Genomic DNA, 15,401 nt, shown 5'->3' on the forward strand with positions numbered 1-15,401 from the left:
GCGGAACCCCTGCCAAACGCCGCAAACATTGTCCGCCCGGGGCGGGGTCTTCGCACGCCGGGGCCGAGGGCGGCACGGGAAGCCGTAGGTTCGGGGGATGACGAGCAGCGCTGTGCAGGAGGAGTTCCTCCGGTCCTTTCACGCCGTCCGGCCCGCCGTGACCGCCGAGGCGTTCGGGCGGGGGCGGGGGCCGGACGGGCGGTCCAGTTACGAGCTGCTGCGCGACCGGGTGGCCGGGCACCGGCGGGTGCTCGATCTCGGCTGCGGGGACGGGCTGTTGCTCGAACTGCTCGCCCGGGACGGCGGCCGGGAGCTGGCCGGGGTGGACCTCTCGCCCCGGTCGCTGGCCCTCGCCCGGCTGCGGCCGGCGCTCTCCGCGGCGCGGCTCCACATCGGGCGGGCACAGGAACTGCCCTTCGCCGAGGGGAGTTTCGACGCCTGTGTCTCCCATCTCGCGCTGATGCTCATGGGCGACATCGAGCAGGTCGCGGCCGAGGTGGCGCGGGTGCTCGTACCGGGTGGGGTGCTCGCGTGCGTGATGGGCGGCGGGGCGGTCGGCGGGGAGGCGTACGAGCGGTTCGTGGGGCTGTTGCGGCGCGCGGGCGAGGAGACCCCGGCGCGCATCCCCGCGTTGGGGGACAAGCGGGCGCGCAGCCGGGAGGGGCTTGCGGAGGTACTGCGTCCGGTGGGGTTCGGGGAGGTCGAGTGGGAGACCGTGCCCATCGACATCGGCGGGACCCTGGAGCAGGTGTGGGAGTCCATGTCCGGGCTCTACGATCTCGCGCCGATGACGGAGGAGGCCGTCGCCCGGCTCCATCGGGACTTCCTCGCCGAGGTCGCGGACCTGGTCACGCCGGAGGGCATCGTGCCCTGCGGGTTCAAGGTGCACCTGGCCTCGGCGCGGCTCACCCGGCCGGTCTGACGCACACGGCTCCCGCCGCGGTCAGCCGGTCGGCGGTCTCGGTGTGCGGGCCGATCAGCGCCCATTGCAGAGGCGTACGGCCGGTGCCGTGATCCTCGCGGAGATTCGGGTCGGCGCCGTGGGCCAGCAGCGCGCGCACCGTCTCGGTATGGCCCCAGCACGCCGCCGCGCACAACGGCGTCCCCTCCGCTCCCGGCCCTGCGCTCTCGGTGTCGGGGCGGGCGCCGGCCGTCAGCAGGAGCAGGGCGATCTCGGCCTCGCCGTTCACGGACGCCGTGTAGAGGGGGGTGGTGCCGTCGCCGTCGGCGCCCGCGGGGTCGGCCCCGGAGCGCAGGGCCGCCCTCACACCGCCCGCGTCCCCCATCAGGATCGCGGTGAACAGGCGTCGGGAGAGCTTCTTGCGTCGCCGCTGATTCATGGGGGCAACGGTTGAGGCCACCCGCCGTGCGGTGCCTGCGATAAAGCGGTGCCGGCGATAAAGGCGCATGACAAAGGCCCCGCCGCGTGAAGCGACGGGGCCTTTGCCCACATGGGGTTACCTCCCGGAGGAGGTTCGTGGAGATGGCGGGAATCGAACCCGCGTCCAACGGTGCGGAATCAGGGCTTCTCCGTGTGCAGTTCGCTGTGATTTTCTCAGCCCCGGCGATCACGCGAACAAGTCGCCGACGGGCTCAGTCACTGTTTGATTTCCCTCTTCACCCCGTGACCGGGATCAAGGTTTAGTCCCCTAGCTGATGCCAGGATCCGGGTCGGGAACAGCCCCGGGCTGACACTTCGCAAGTCGCTACTTAGGCAGCGAGGGCGAAGGAATCGCGCTTGGTGTTGGCGATTATTGTTTTCGGCCTGTGGTTTACGAGATCATGGCCGCTTCCTCGACACGCTTCCCCTGCTTCGACATCCGCTGTCGAAACCGATCATCCCCATGTTGTTTTTTCAAGGTGCGCACCGGGCTCACGTCCGATGCTGCCGCCATCGTACGGGAACAACGCGGCTCCGTGCCACCGTATTCCCGGGCTACCCGCCGCGCTGCTTCCGCTTCGCCGCGGCGATGGCACGGTCCGACTCACGCCGGTCCTGCTTCTCCCGCAGGGTCTGCCGCTTGTCGTACTCCTTCTTGCCCCGGGCGAGCGCGATCTCGGCCTTCGCGCGGCCGTCCCGGAAGTACAGGGCGAGCGGCACGATGGTGTGACCGGTCTCCTGGGACTTGGACTCCAGCTTGTCGATCTCCTCGCGGTGCAGCAGCAGCTTGCGCTTGCGGCGCGCGGAGTGGTTGGTCCAGCTGCCCTGGTGGTACTCGGGGATGTGGGCGTTGTGCAGCCACGCCTCACCCCGGTCGATCTGGACGAAGCCGTCGGTCAGCGAGGTGCGGCCCTCGCGCAGCGACTTGACCTCGGTGCCGGTGAGGACGATGCCGGCCTCGTAGGTGTCGATGATCGCGTAGTCGTGCCGGGCCTTCTTGTTCTGGGCGACGATCTTGCGCTTGCCGCCCTTCTCACCGTCCCTGGCCTTGCCCGCCCCGCCGCCCTGCTTGGGCTGGGACTCCTTGGGTACGTACATTCCCTTGCTCATAGTGCCGTCCATTTTCGCACTACGCGGGGGGCTCGGGGCCAGCCCTTATTCGGCGTCGCCCAGGCCGGTGAGCACGGTCTCGGCGCGTTGCAGGACGCCGTCCCCGGCCTCCAGGTCGGGCGTGATGCCCCGGCCGTCGACCGCGTGCCCGGACGGGGTGCGGTAGTGGCCCACGGTCAGCTCGGCCACCGAGCCGTCGGGGAGGTTCGTCGGCATCTGGATGGAGCCCTTGCCGAAGGTGCGGGAGCCGATCACGACCGCGCGGCCGCGGTCCTGGAGGGCGCCGGTGAGCAGCTCGGCCGCGCTCATGGTGCCGCCGTCGACCAGGGCGACCAGGGGGCGGGCGGTGTCCCCGCCGGGCGTGGCGTGCAGGGCGCGCGGGGCGCCGTCGACGTCGTAGGTGGCGACCAGGCCGCCGTCGAGGAAGGCGGAGGCGGTGGCCACGGCCTCGGTGACCAGGCCGCCGGAGTTGCCGCGCAGGTCCAGCACGATCCCGTCGCCGGGCGGGGCGGCCCGCAGCGCCTCGCGGACCTGGGCGCCGGTGCCCTTGGTGAAGGCGGCGATCCTGATCAGGGTGGCCCGCACGGACAGCCGCCGGACGCTGACCGAGTCGGTGGTCAGGGTCGCCCGGCGCAGGGTCTCGGACCAGGCGCGGGTGCCGCGTTGGAGGCCGAGCGTGACGGTCGTGCCGGCGGGCGCGTCGTCGGCGTCGCCGCGCAGCCGGGCGACCACCTCGGTGACCGGGAGGCCGTCGGCGCGGGCGCCGTCGACGCTGCGCAGCCGGTCGCCGGTGCGGATGCCGGCCGCGGCGGCGGGTGAGCCCGGCCGCACCCCGGTGACCTCGATACGGCCGTCCTGCTCGCGCGCCGCGGAGAGGCCGACGCCGGTGTAGCGGCCGTCGAGGGAGTCCTGGAACTCCTGGTACTCGCCCTCGGAGTAGACGGCGCCCCAGCGGTCGCCGCTGCGGCTGACGGCCCGCTCGGCGGCCTCCATCGGGGACGTGCCGTCGGCCATCGCGCGGGCGGCGGCCTCCCGTACGTCCTCCTTGCGTACGGCACCCACGGGCACAGTCGTCGTACGGCGGGCCGGATGGTCCGGGTCCGGGAAGGCCCCGGTGATCGCTCCGGCGGCGAGGACTCCGGCGAAGACCAAGGTCAGCGCGGCCCCTTGGCGGGCGCGCCGAGGCGGACAGAGCGGGTCTCGGCCGGACATGGCGGTGAGTCTAGGACAACGGGCCTCTCGTCACGGCCCGTTGCCCCGCCCACCGTCTTGGTTTGCGTCACACCTTCAGGTACTTGCGCAACGCGAAGAACGCCGCCAAGGCCGGCATCAGCACGCTGGTCGCGAGGATCAGCGGCAGCTTGGTCAGCACCGAGTCCCAGCCGACGAAGTTGATCAGCGTCAGCTTGTGCGAGAGGTCCATGCCGTGGTCGATGGTGAAGTACCGGCCGACCACCAGGAAGACGCAGGCCAGGCCACCGCCGATGAGCCCGGCGACCGCGGCCTCGGCGATGAACGGCGCCTGGATGTAGAAGCCGGAGGCACCGACCAGGCGCATGATCCCGGTCTCACGCCGACGGCTGAACGCCGACACGCGCACGGTGTTGACGATCAGCAGCAGCGCCACGAACAGCATCAGCGCCATCACGCCGAGCGCGCCGCGGTTCATCAGGTTGAGCAGCTGGAAGAGGTTGTCCAGGATGCCCTTCTGGTCCTGCACCGACTGCACGCCGTCACGGCCGTTGAACGCGGTCGCGACCACCTGGTACTTCTGCGGGTCCTTGAGCTTGATCCGGTACGACTCCTGCATCTGGTCCGGCGTCAGCGAGCCGGCCAGCGGGGAGTTGCCGAACTGCTCCTTGTAGTGCTTGTACGCCTGGTCCTGCGACTCGTACGACACCTTCTCGACGATCGGCATCTTCTGCAGGTCGGAGAGGATCTGCTTCTTCTGGTCCTCGGTGACCGCGCCCTTGGCGCAGTGCACGTCCTGCTCGGCGTCGTGCTTGTTGCACAGGAAGATCGAGACGTTGACCTTGTCGTACCAGTAGCCCTTCATGGTGCTCACCTGGTCGCTCATCAGCAGGGAGCCGCCGAAGAGGGCCAGGGACAGGGCGACGGAGACGATGACCGCGAAGGTCATCGTCAGATTGCGGCGGAGACCGACACCGATCTCCGACAGGACGAACTGGGGGCGCATGGCGTCGGGTTGTGCCTTTCCGTGGACGAACTGGGGCGCGAGGTCAGTGCTGGTAGCCGTAGACGCCGCGGGTCTGGTCGCGGACGAGGCGGCCCTTCTCCAGCTCGATGACGCGCTTGCGCATCTGGTCCACGATGTTCTGGTCGTGCGTCGCCATGATGACGGTGGTGCCCGTCCGGTTGATCCGGTCGAGCAGCTTCATGATGCCGACGGAGGTCTGCGGGTCGAGGTTGCCGGTGGGCTCGTCGGCGATCAGCAGCTTGGGCCGGTTGACGAAGGCGCGCGCGATGGCCACGCGCTGCTGCTCACCACCGGACAGCTCGCCGGGCATCCGGTCCTCCTTGCCACCGAGGCCGACGAGGTCGAGCACCTGGGGCACGGACTTGCGGATCTCGCCGCGGGACTTGCCGATCACCTCCTGCGCGAAGGCCACGTTCTCCGCGACCGTCTTGTTGGGCAGCAGGCGGAAGTCCTGGAACACGGTCCCCAGCTGGCGGCGCATCTGCGGCACCTTCCAGTTGGAGAGGCGGGCGAGGTCCTTGCCCAGCACGTGCACCTGGCCGTGGCTGCACCGCTCCTCACGGAGGACCAGCCTCAGGAAGGTGGACTTTCCGGAGCCGGAGGACCCCACGAGGAAGACGAACTCGCCCTTTTCCACTTCCAGTGAGACATCCCTGAGTGCGGGACGGGTCTGCTTGGGGTAGACCTTGGAGACATTGTCGAATCGGATCACGGATGCACCACGGGTCGCCGGGGGTAGATGAGCGTGACCATACGCGAACCGGGTGCGCAAGCGCAGGCGCAGGCAGAGGTTGGGCAAGACTTGTACGCTTTTGCACCGGTCGCCGGTCCGGGCACGGAGAAGGGCGCGGCGACGGGCGCGGCGACGGCCTTCCCCGGCGCCGCGACACGGGCCCCGCGCACGGTGCGGCGGAAACTGGCACAGTGGGAGGGGAACGTTCGCGTTCCTGTGAGCGTTGTACGAAGTGATACGGCCGGTGCGAGGAGGGCGAGCGCATGACGTACGACCGGTTGGTGTGCGCGAACTGCGCGGCGCCCGTGAGCGAGGGCCGGTGCCCGGTGTGCCGTGCCAATCGCCAGCGCCTCCAGCAAGAGGGCTTCCTGGGCGGGATCAATCCGATGGCGCTGATCGCGCTGCTGGCGGTGCTGATCGCCGCGGTGGCGCTGCTGGCCCACCAGACCGTCTGACCGCGTAAGCCCGGCCAGGTAAGAGACGGTCGCGTAAGAGGCGGCCGAGAAAAACCCCAGAAACACGTCAGGGCCCGGAGCGCGAGCTCCGGGCCCTTGTGCGTACGCCGGGTACGCGGGCGGCTACCGCCCGGTCACCGTCAGGCGGCCGCGCCGCCCCGGCCCGCCAGGCGCGGCAGGACGCGGAAGCCGATACCGCCGGCGATCATCGTCGCGGCGCCGATGATCAGGAACGTGGTCTGCCCGGCACCGGTCTCGGCGAGCTGCTTGCCGCCGGTCTGCGGCTGCGGGTTGTCCGACCCGGTGTCGGTGAGGGCCGAGGAGCCCTCCTCCTGGGTGGCGTTGTCATTGCCGCCGCCCTGGGGGCTGTCGCCACCGGTGCCGGAGCCACCGCCGGTGCCGCCGCCGTGGTGACCGCCACCGCCGTTGCCGCCGGAGTTGCCACCGCCGGTGCCGTTGCCGCCGGAGTTGCCCTGGCCACCGCTGTTGCCCTGGCCGCCGGAGTTGCCGTTGCCGCCGGTCGTGGAGGGGTCGCCGCCCGTGGTGGACGGGTCCCCACCGGTCGTCGAGGGGTCCCCACCGGTGGTGGACGGGTCGCCACCGGTGGTGGACGGGTCCCCACCCGTGGTGGACGGGTCGCCACCGGTCGTGGACGGGTCACCGCCCGTCGTGGAGGGGTCGCCGCCCGTGGTGGACGGGTCCCCACCGGTCGTGGACGGGTCGCCACCGGTGGTGGACGGGTCACCGCCGGTCGTCGAGGGGTCGCCGCCCGTGGTGGACGGGTCCCCACCGGTCGTGGACGGGTCACCGCCCGTCGTGGACGGGTCACCACCCGTCGTGGAGGGGTCGCCACCGGTGGTGTCACAGACTCCCACCGGGTCACAGCCGTCGGCCTTCACACCGAGGCTGATCGGGCCCGCCTGGACATTGAGGTCCAGGGCGGAAGCCGCACCGGCGGCCGTCAGGGACGCACCGGCCGCGATCACGGCGCCCGCGGCTATCCGCGCGACCCGGATCCGCGTCTTCTTCGTCATATGGTTGCTACCCCCAGTAGCTGTTCGTCAGTGAGGCCGCGCGGTGGGGCTGGCCGTGATCGACGGAGGCAGCCGGCGAAGCCCGAATCAAGGTCGAGCGATTCGGCACCCCCGGTTCACATGCACCCCAGATACACGCATGCCGCGCTCACCCTTCCGATTTTTCAAAGCAACGTCAAGGGCGTTCTATTCGCTTTGCCCGAACCGGAGGGCATTCAGGGGGATTTGAAACGTGTGACTGTGATGTAAAAGCCGGACAAAACAACAACTGCCGCCACGCGGGCGGCAGTTGTCATGTCGACAAAGTTACTTCTCCTGCTGCTTGCGCCAGCGAATGCCGGCCTCCAGGAATCCGTCGATCTCGCCGTTGAAGACGGCCTCGGGGTTGCCGACCTCGTGCTCGGTACGCAGGTCCTTGACCATCTGGTACGGGTGGAGCACGTACGAACGCATCTGGTTGCCCCAGGAGTTGCCGCCGTCGCCCTTGAGGGCGTCCATCTTGGCCTGCTCCTCCTGGCGGCGGCGCTCCAGCAGCTTGGCCTGGAGGACGTTCATCGCGGTGGCGCGGTTCTGGATCTGCGACCGCTCGTTCTGGCAGGAGACCACGATGCCGGTGGGCAGGTGGGTGATGCGGACCGCGGAGTCGGTCGTGTTGACGCCCTGGCCGCCGGGGCCGGAGGAGCGGTAGACGTCGATGCGCAGCTCGGACTCGTCGATCTCGACGTGGTCGGACTGCTCGACCACGGGCAGCACCTCGACACCGGCGAAGGACGTCTGGCGGCGGCCCTGGTTGTCGAAGGGCGAGATGCGCACCAGGCGGTGGGTGCCCTGCTCGACGGAGAGGGTGCCGTAGGCGTACGGCGCCTGCACGGAGAAGGTGGTCGACTTGATGCCGGCCTCTTCGGCGTACGACGTCTCGATGAGCTCCGTCTTGTAACCGCGCTGCTCGGCCCAGCGCAGGTACATCCGCTGGAGCTTCTCGGCGAAGTCGGCGGCGTCGACGCCACCGGCCTCGGCGCGGATGTTGACCAGGGCCTCGCGGGAGTCGTACTCGCCGGACAGGAGGGTACGGACCTCCATCTCGTCCAGCGCCTTGCGTACGGCGGCCAGCTCGGACTCGGCCTCGGCGCGGGTGTCCGGGTCGTCCTCCTCCTCGGCCATCTCGAAGAGGACCGAGAGGTCGTCGATGCGACCACGCAGCGCCTCCGCCTTCCTGACCTCGGCCTGGAGGTGGGAGAGCTTGCTGGTGATCTTCTGCGCCTCGTCCGGGTTGTCCCACAGGGACGGGACCGCCGCCTGCTCCTCAAGCGCGGCGATATCTGCCCTCAGCTTGTCGAGGTCCAGGACGGCCTCGATCGACTCCATGGTCGAGGAGAGGGACTTCAGCTCTTCGGATACATCGACGACTGCCACGGTTCAAGCGTAACGGCTGTGGCAAGCGACCTCCGCCGCGCTGGTCCCGGCCGGGTCTCGCCCATCCGCCCACCCGACTCGGTGGGCGGGTCAGGGGGTCGAGGACGTCGATGCCGGGGGCGGAGTGTCCTGCGGGGAGTCCGACGTGGCCCACCACGCGCCGACCGACACCAGGGCCGCCACGGCCACGCCCGCCACCCCCAGCGTGATCCGCCGCCGCCGTACCGCCGCGCGGTGCTTCGCCGAGCCCGGCCGGGGGGCTCCCGCGGGGCGCGGTGCACGTGCCGTGCCGTGCGCGCCGCCGGCCAGCTCGTCGGGCGCGGGCACCCGCATCGACGTGTGCGTGTCGCGGTTGGAGTCGGGCCGGGCGCCCTGGACGAGGGAGACCGCGCCCCGTCGTCGTACCGGCTCGCCCCCCGCCGGAGCCGCGGGCGCCGCCGGTTCCTCCTCGGCCGCCTCCTCCGAGAGGTCCGGCTCGTCCACGTCCAGCGGTGGCAGCCCGGCCAGCGTGGGCAGCTGCTCCCGCAGCCGGGCCGCCAGCTCGGACGCCCGCAGCCGGGACGCGGGCGCCTTGGCGAGGCACTGCACGATCAGCTGCCACAGCTCCTCGGGGATACCGGGGAGGGGGACCACCGTCTCGGTGACATGGCGGCGCAGCACCGCGCCCGGGTGGCCGCCGCCGAACGGCGTGAAGCCCGCCAGCAGCTCGTACAGCACCGTGGCCAGCGCGTAGATGTCCACGGAGGCCCGCGGGGGCAGCCCCTCGACGATCTCGGGGGCCAGGTAGTCCGGCGTACCGATGATCTTCGTGGCGCGGGTCCGCCGGGGCGCGTCGATCAGCTTGGCCACCCCGAAGTCGGTCAGCAGCGCCGGATGCGCCCCGCCGGGGCCGAGCGGGCCCTGCATGTCGAGCAGTACGTTCTCCGGCTTGACGTCCCGGTGCACGACCCCCGCCGCGTGCGCCGCGGCCAGCGCGTCCGCGACATCGGCGACGATCGCCACCGCGGCCTCGGGCGCCAGCCTGCGCTCCCGCTCCAGGCGGGTGCGCAGATCGGTGCCGCGCACCAGGTCCATCACCAGGGCCAGGTCATTGCCGTCGACGACGAGGTCGCGCACGGTGACGATGTGCGGGTGCTCCAGTCCGAGCAGCGCGGTGCGCTCCTGGACGAAGCGCCCGACCAGCTCCTGGTCCGAGGCGAGGTCCTCCCGCAGCAGCTTGATCGCGACGGGTCCCTCGGGCCCCTCGCCCAGCCACACCGTGCCGGCGCTGCCCCGTCCCAGGATCTGGTGCGCGGTGTACCGGCTGCCGATCTTCCGTGCCAAGACTGCTCCTACAGACGCGTGTTGTCGTTAAAACTACGCGTCCGGGGAGCCAACCTTCACCGTGGAGGCGGAAATCACCCGTCAGATGTCGACAAATCCCCTACCTCGTTGATCAGTTGTTGCCGCCCAGGTCCTTCACCCAGCCGCTCACCTGGCCGGCCCAGTGGGACAGCTCGTGCCAGTAGCCGCGGCCCTGGCCGACCCAGGTGTGCAGCGGCGTCAGCTCCCAGATCAGCCAGCTCGCCACCACCAGGATGACGATGGTGAACAGGCAGCCCTTCAGACAGCCGAGCCCGGGGATCTTCATCGGGTTGGCGCTGCGCTGCCGCGGCGCCCTGGGCTCCCGCGCGGGTCGCTGCGGCTGCTGGGGCTGCTGCGGCGGGGCGTACTGCTGGGGCTGGCGCTGAGGCTGGTGCTGCTGAGGCTGCTGGGTCGCGTAGCCGTACCCCTGCTGGTAGCCCTGCTGACCCTGCCCCTGCCCCTGCTGTCGTCCGCGCTGCTGCGGCTGCTGCGGGCGCGGCTGCGGCGCCTGCCGCGGCTGGTGCTGCGGGCGGGCCACCTGCCGCTGGGGCCGGTGGTGCAGCGGGTCGTCCTCCGGGGCGAGGTACTGGATCTGCGTCTGCTCATTGCGGTCCCGGGCGGCCCGCAGCTGGTTCTGCCAGGGGTGCGGCTGCTCGGGCCCGGGACCCTGCGGCCCGGCTCCCTGCGGTCCGGTGTTCGGCAGCACGGCCGTCGGATCGGCCGCGCCGGTGTGCGGCAGTACGGCGGTGGGGTCCGCGGCACCGGCGGGCCCCGCGGTATGCGGCAGGACGCTGGTGGCGCCGTTCGGGTCGTACGAGCCCTGCGGGGCGCCCGTCGGCAGTATGGCGGTGGGATCGGCCGCGCCGACGATGCCCGGCTCGCCCGGCACCGAGGCCGGGGCCGGGTCGGGGGCGAGCAGCGCGCCGACGCCCTCGGCCGCCGCGATCTGGGCGGAGTTCGCGTGCACCCCGATGCCCTCGGCGACGACCCGCAGGCCGCGCGCGAGGTTCTCGGCGCTGGGCCGCTCCAGGGGGTTCTTGCGCAGACAGCGCTCGATCACCGTCCACAGCGGGTCCGGCACGGTGGAGGGCCGGCGCGCCTCGGCGCTGAGGTGCTGGTGCAGCACTTCGAGCGAGGTGGCGCCGGAGAACGGCGGACGGCCGGTGACCAGCTCGTACAGCAGGATGCCGGCGCCGTACACATCGACGGCGGAGGTCTGCGGGCGGCCCTCGGCGGACTCCGGCGCGACGTACGCGGGCGTGCCGACGAACTCCTGGGTGCGGGTCAGGCCCGGGGAGTCGGCGAGGCGGGCGATGCCGAAGTCGGTCAGCATCGGGTGCATCTCGCCGTCCAGCTGCCGCAGCAGCACGTTGGCGGGCTTGAGGTCGCGGTGGACGACGCCGTCGTGGTGGCTCGCGGCGAGCGCGTCCGCCACCTGTGCGGTCAGCAGGGAGGCGGCGACCGGCGTCAGGGGGCCGTTCTCGCGCAGATAGCGGTGCAGGTCGGGGCCGTCGACCAGGTCCATGACCAGCGCCAGCAGCTCGCCCTCCACGACCAGGTCGCGGACCCGGACGATGTTCGGGTGGGTGAGCCGGAGCAGCACGGAGCGCTCGCGCAGGAAGCGCATCACGATGTCCGGGTCGCTCGCCAGCTCTTCCTTCAGGACCTTGATCGCGACCGTCTCGCCCGGCTGGCCGGCGACGGCCGCCTCCGCGCCCGCGGTCTCGCGCTGGCGGGCACGCCAGACGGTGCCTGTGGCGCCGCGTCCGAGCGGCTCCTCAAGCAGGTACTTGCTGCCGACTGGCCGCACGTCACGCGCTCCCTGCTGCTTGCTGATGCTGCTTGCCTGCATTCCGGATGTTCCGAACCACTGTAGTGGTGCCGGGTGGGACGCCACGTAAGCGTTCCCGGGCAGGCTCGATGGAAAGACGCGCGTCTTTCGTCCGTGGTTGCCCGAAGCCGGACGCAAGCCGACGGAAGCAGCCGGAAGCTGCCGTAAGCAGCCATCGGAGGGTACGGAAGCCGCCATAAGAGGGGACGTGGCCGATCTCAACCGATCGCCTTCGTGGTCCATGTCAGGCACTTTTGGGGTCAGAGCCGACCAATCAAGATCACTTCGCACCGGGTGGCGGGCACGGCGTCGGCGGCAGGTGCGAGGATGCTCCCCGTACTGGCCGACGTGCTCGTGTGGGGTGGGGGGTAGTCCGCGCCCGCGCAGACCCGCGCAGAAGGGACCGCTGACGCCGATGCAGATCCGGCTGACCGTCGTAGACCCGCCGGGCCCGCCCCCACAGCGAGGCGGGAGCCGCGACGTGCTGGTCACGGCGCCCGTGGGCACCGACCTCGCCGCGGTCGCGTCCGCGCTGGCCGGGGCGGTCACCGGGGAGGGCGCGGGCCGCGACACCGGGGGCGCCGCGGTCGTGCTGTACGCCGGCGGTGAGCGGCTGGACCCGCGCCGCGCCGTGCTCGGGGAGCCGCCGCTGGTCGACGGCGCCGTACTGGCCCTGGGCGCGCCCCTGGCCGCCGAACCGCATCCCGAACCGGCCGACGCGCCCACGCAGCTGCATGTGGTGGCGGGCCCGGACGCGGGCGGGGTGCATCTGCTGCACGGCGGCCGGATCACGGTCGGGCGCTCCGCGGACGCGGACGTACCGCTGGACGATCCCGATGTCTCACGGCTGCACTGCGCGGTGACGGTGGGCGCGGACGGCCGGGTGTCCGTGGCGGACCTGGGTTCCACGAACGGTACGACGCTGGACGGCACCCGGATCGGGGAGCGGGCGGTGCGGGTGCCCGCCGGGGGTCTGCTGCGGATCGGGGAGTCGGCGCTGCGCCTCGCGCCCGGCGGCCCGCGGACGCGGGTGCCGGTGGTCGCGGACGGCGAGGGCTGTCTGCGCGTCGGACCCGGCGCGGATGCCGCGCCGGACACCGGTCTCCCCCCTGCGCCGCCCGCACCGGGCGGGGCCTGGACCGCTCCCCTCGGTGCGCAGCCGCCGTCGGGCGCCGGAGTCGCGGAAGACACCGGGCACGCCTACGGCTCCGCCTCCTGGGGAACCGCGGACGAAGGACTCACCGGACGCGGCGGCGACACCCACGCGGGCCGGTTCGGGGTCGGCGACGGGGCGCAGAGCGTACGGCGGCGTGGGCTCGGTGCCTGGGCCCGGCGGCTGGCCGGCGGGCGCGGGGAGCAGCCTGCGGACGGCGCGGCGGCCTCGGCCGGTGCCGCCCCGGACGCCGGGGTCCCGCTGCGGCCCGACACCTGGCCGGATCCCGCAGCGCTGCTGCTCACCGCGCTCGGTCCCGGGCCCCGGCTGTGGGAGCGCGGCCCCGGCCACCCGGAGGCGCTGACCCTGCGGCTCGGCACCGCGGACCGGAGCGCGCCGGACGGCTCGGGCCTGCTGCCCGCCGTACCGGTGACCGCCGCGCTGCGGGAGACGGGCGCGCTGGGCCTCGCCGGTCCCCGGCCCCGGCTGTCCGGGCTGGCCCGCGCGGTGCTGGCCCAGCTCGCCGCGCTGCACTCCCCCGAGCTGCTGGAGATCGTGCTGATCAGCGCGGACGGCTCCCGCCCTGTGGAGGAGCGGGCGGCCGAGTGGTCCTGGCTGGGCTGGCTGCCGCATGTCCGTCCGAACCACGGCCAGGACTGCCGCCTCCTGCTGGCCTACGACCGCGAACAGGCCGCCGCCCGCACGGAGGAACTGCTGCGCCGGGTGGACGACCTCACGGCACGCGGCGCGGGGACCGCCGTCACCCGCTCGATCCCGGCGCAGAGCACGGGGGATTCCGGGCGTTCCAGAGGTTCCGGGGGCTCCGGGGGCTCCGGGGGCTCCGGGGGCTCCGGAGCACGGTCGTACCCGACGCCGTACGACACCCCGCTGATCCCCCACCAGAGCCAGGCGCCCGGCACGCCCGGCACGCCCGGCACGCCCGTCGGCGCGCTCGGCGCCCCGGGCTCCGGCACCCTCTCCCCCGCCTTCGGCGCGCCGCCCCGGAGCCCGCGTCGCCCGTCCTGGGCCAAGGACGAGGCCGACCTGGGCGGCACCGGTTTCCCCGGCCCCTACACGGTGGTCGTGGTCGACGGCGACCCCGGCGGGACCGGTCTCCAGGAGGCCCTGGCCCGGCTCGCCGCGGTGGGCCCCCGGGCCGGGGTGCATGTGCTGTGCCTGGCGGAGGTCTCCGCGTCCTCGGCGTCCTCCCCGGTGGCCCGTACCTACGACACCGCGTGCACGGTGACCCCGACGCTGCGGCACTGCGGGGCCGTGGCCCTGCTCAGCGGCGATGTGGCCGGCACCCTCCAGCTGATGCGGGTCGCCCCCGGCGGGCCGGTGACGCCCGGGGTGCTCGCCACGGTGGACGCCGTGTCCCCGGCGTGGGCGGAGCGGTTCGCGCGGGCACTGGCGCCGCTGCGGCCGGACGGCACGGGCGGCGCCGGGCACGCGCGGGTGGCGGCGCCGCTGCCGCAGTCGGCGCGGCTGCTGGACGAGCTGGGCCTGGCCCGGGCCACCCCCGCCTCGCTGATGGCCCGCTGGGCGGACGCGGCCGACGATCCGGAGGCGCTGGGCGGCCGGGCCCGTGCCGTGCTCGGCGCCGGACCGCACGGCCCGGTCACCGCGGACCTGGTGGCCGACGGACCGCATCTGCTGATCGAGGGCCCGGCGGGCAGCGGCCGTACCGAGCTGCTGCGGGCCGTGGTGGCCTCGCTGGCCGCGGCCGAACGGCCGGACCGGCTGGGCATGGTGCTCATCGACGGCCGGGACGGCGTCGGCACCGGCAACGGGCGCAACGAGGGCCTGCGGGTCTGCGTGGAGATACCCCATGTGACGACCCATCTGATCGCCAACGACCCCGTGCGCATGCGGGAGTTCGCGCAGTCGCTCAGCGCGGAGCTGAAGCGGCGCGCGGAGCTGCTGGGCCGGACCGACTTCGCGCAGTGGCACGCGGGGCGGGCGGCGCCCGGCCGGGTGATCGCACAGCGCACCGCGCCCGGCGCGGCGGACATCGAAGCGCCGCCCAGCTCCACGCTGCGGCTGCGGCCCGGCGCGGCGGCACGTCAACGCGCCGAGGCGGTACCGCCGTTGCCCCGGCTCGTGGTGGTCGTCGACGATCTGGACGCGCTGGTCTCCCCCGCGCTCGGCGCCCCGGGCCGGCCCGCCGCCGGTTCGGTGACGCGGGCCCTGGAGGCGGTGGCCCGGGAGGGCGAGCGGCTCGGCGTGCACCTGGTGGCGGCCGGCACGGACGGCCGTACGGCGGACAGCGAACCGGCCCGCCGGGCGACCCTCCGCATCCGGCTCGCGGCCCCCCAGCAGGGGCCGGACGAACCGGCCCCGGGGCGCGGCGAGTTGACCCATCCGGGCGCGCCCGCGGTGGAGTTCCAGGGGGGCCGGGTCACCGGCCGTATCCCGCGCACCGCGACCCAGCGCCCCACGGTCGTCCCGCTGGACTGGCACCGCATGGGCGATCCCCCCACCCGCCGCCCCGTCCGCGAACTCGGCAACGGCCCCACCGACCTGGCCCTGCTGGCCAGTGCCGTGGAACGCGCCGCCCGCCAGGTCGCGGCCGCCCAGGTGCCCTCGCTGCTGTAAGCGCCGGAAAGCCCCAACTCGCCCTGGATCAAAGCGCATACACGGCCGATCACGACCCGGTCACGATCACCCCTTCCCGGACGCAGGCGCTCTTGCCCCGCCTCCGCGGCCCGCGTACACCGGAGCGCACGGAC

The 15,401-nt window shown here is 72.9% G+C and carries 12 protein-coding genes and 1 other RNA gene; 3 read left to right on the forward strand and 10 right to left on the reverse strand.

What is annotated here, in order from left to right; all coding sequences use genetic code 11:
* Positions 1-97: 97 nt before the first annotated feature.
* The gene (locus AB0N90_RS34635) at positions 98-922 is read left to right on the forward strand and encodes a class I SAM-dependent methyltransferase (protein ID WP_365203160.1); all 825 of its coding nucleotides are present in this window, start codon (positions 98-100) and stop codon (positions 920-922) included.
* On the opposite strand, the gene AB0N90_RS34640 is transcribed toward AB0N90_RS34635, so the two are convergent.
* The 6 genes from AB0N90_RS34640 to ftsE form a co-directional block, all read right to left on the reverse strand.
* Complete coding sequence (locus AB0N90_RS34640; RefSeq protein WP_365203162.1) at positions 906-1,340, reverse strand: ankyrin repeat domain-containing protein; 435 nt, start codon at positions 1,338-1,340, stop codon at positions 906-908. The genes AB0N90_RS34635 and AB0N90_RS34640 overlap by 17 nt on opposite strands.
* 135 nt (positions 1,341-1,475) lie before the next feature.
* Positions 1,476-1,844: a transfer-messenger RNA gene (gene ssrA / locus AB0N90_RS34645) on the reverse strand.
* A gap of 92 nt (positions 1,845-1,936) precedes the next feature.
* Entirely contained in the window at positions 1,937-2,479 is a 543-nt protein-coding gene (gene smpB, locus AB0N90_RS34650) for an SsrA-binding protein SmpB (RefSeq protein WP_365203255.1), read from the reverse strand.
* A gap of 57 nt (positions 2,480-2,536) precedes the next feature.
* Complete coding sequence (locus AB0N90_RS34655) at positions 2,537-3,703, reverse strand: S41 family peptidase (protein ID WP_365203164.1); 1,167 nt, start codon at positions 3,701-3,703, stop codon at positions 2,537-2,539.
* 67 nt (positions 3,704-3,770) lie between these two features.
* Positions 3,771-4,688 carry a permease-like cell division protein FtsX gene (gene ftsX / locus AB0N90_RS34660; RefSeq protein WP_037651393.1) on the reverse strand — a complete coding sequence of 306 codons (918 nt, stop codon included), beginning with the start codon at positions 4,686-4,688 and terminating at the stop codon, positions 3,771-3,773.
* 43 nt (positions 4,689-4,731) lie between these two features.
* Positions 4,732-5,421, reverse strand: a complete 690-nt coding sequence (gene ftsE, locus AB0N90_RS34665) for a cell division ATP-binding protein FtsE (protein WP_037651391.1) — start codon at positions 5,419-5,421, stop codon at positions 4,732-4,734.
* Positions 5,422-5,705: 284 nt separating this feature from the next.
* Between ftsE and AB0N90_RS34670 the strand changes: the two genes are divergently transcribed.
* Positions 5,706-5,897: a hypothetical protein gene (locus AB0N90_RS34670; protein ID WP_365203165.1), complete on the forward strand. Its 192-nt coding sequence runs from the start codon at positions 5,706-5,708 to the stop codon at positions 5,895-5,897.
* 140 nt (positions 5,898-6,037) lie between these two features.
* Here the strand turns inward: AB0N90_RS34670 and AB0N90_RS34675 are convergent, their stop codons facing one another.
* From AB0N90_RS34675 to AB0N90_RS34690, 4 genes are all read right to left on the reverse strand, one after another.
* On the reverse strand, positions 6,038-6,931 hold the full coding sequence (locus tag AB0N90_RS34675) for a hypothetical protein (protein ID WP_365203167.1): 894 nt from the start codon (positions 6,929-6,931) through the stop codon (positions 6,038-6,040).
* A gap of 306 nt (positions 6,932-7,237) precedes the next feature.
* The gene (prfB, locus tag AB0N90_RS34680; protein ID WP_037651385.1) at positions 7,238-8,344 is read right to left on the reverse strand and encodes a peptide chain release factor 2; all 1,107 of its coding nucleotides are present in this window, start codon (positions 8,342-8,344) and stop codon (positions 7,238-7,240) included.
* A gap of 90 nt (positions 8,345-8,434) precedes the next feature.
* Positions 8,435-9,667 carry a serine/threonine-protein kinase gene (locus tag AB0N90_RS34685; RefSeq protein ID WP_361668765.1) on the reverse strand — a complete coding sequence of 411 codons (1,233 nt, stop codon included), beginning with the start codon at positions 9,665-9,667 and terminating at the stop codon, positions 8,435-8,437.
* Between the two features lie 112 nt (positions 9,668-9,779).
* Entirely contained in the window at positions 9,780-11,498 is a 1,719-nt protein-coding gene (locus tag AB0N90_RS34690) for a protein kinase (protein WP_365203170.1), read from the reverse strand.
* Between the two features lie 436 nt (positions 11,499-11,934).
* Between AB0N90_RS34690 and AB0N90_RS34695 the strand changes: the two genes are divergently transcribed.
* Entirely contained in the window at positions 11,935-15,267 is a 3,333-nt protein-coding gene (locus AB0N90_RS34695; RefSeq protein ID WP_365203171.1) for an FHA domain-containing protein, read from the forward strand.
* The last annotated feature ends 134 nt before the right edge of the window (positions 15,268-15,401 follow it).

The sequence above is a fragment of the Streptomyces sp. NPDC093018 genome, assembly GCF_040684035.1.
GTDB classification, from domain to species: domain Bacteria; phylum Actinomycetota; class Actinomycetes; order Streptomycetales; family Streptomycetaceae; genus Streptomyces; species Streptomyces murinus.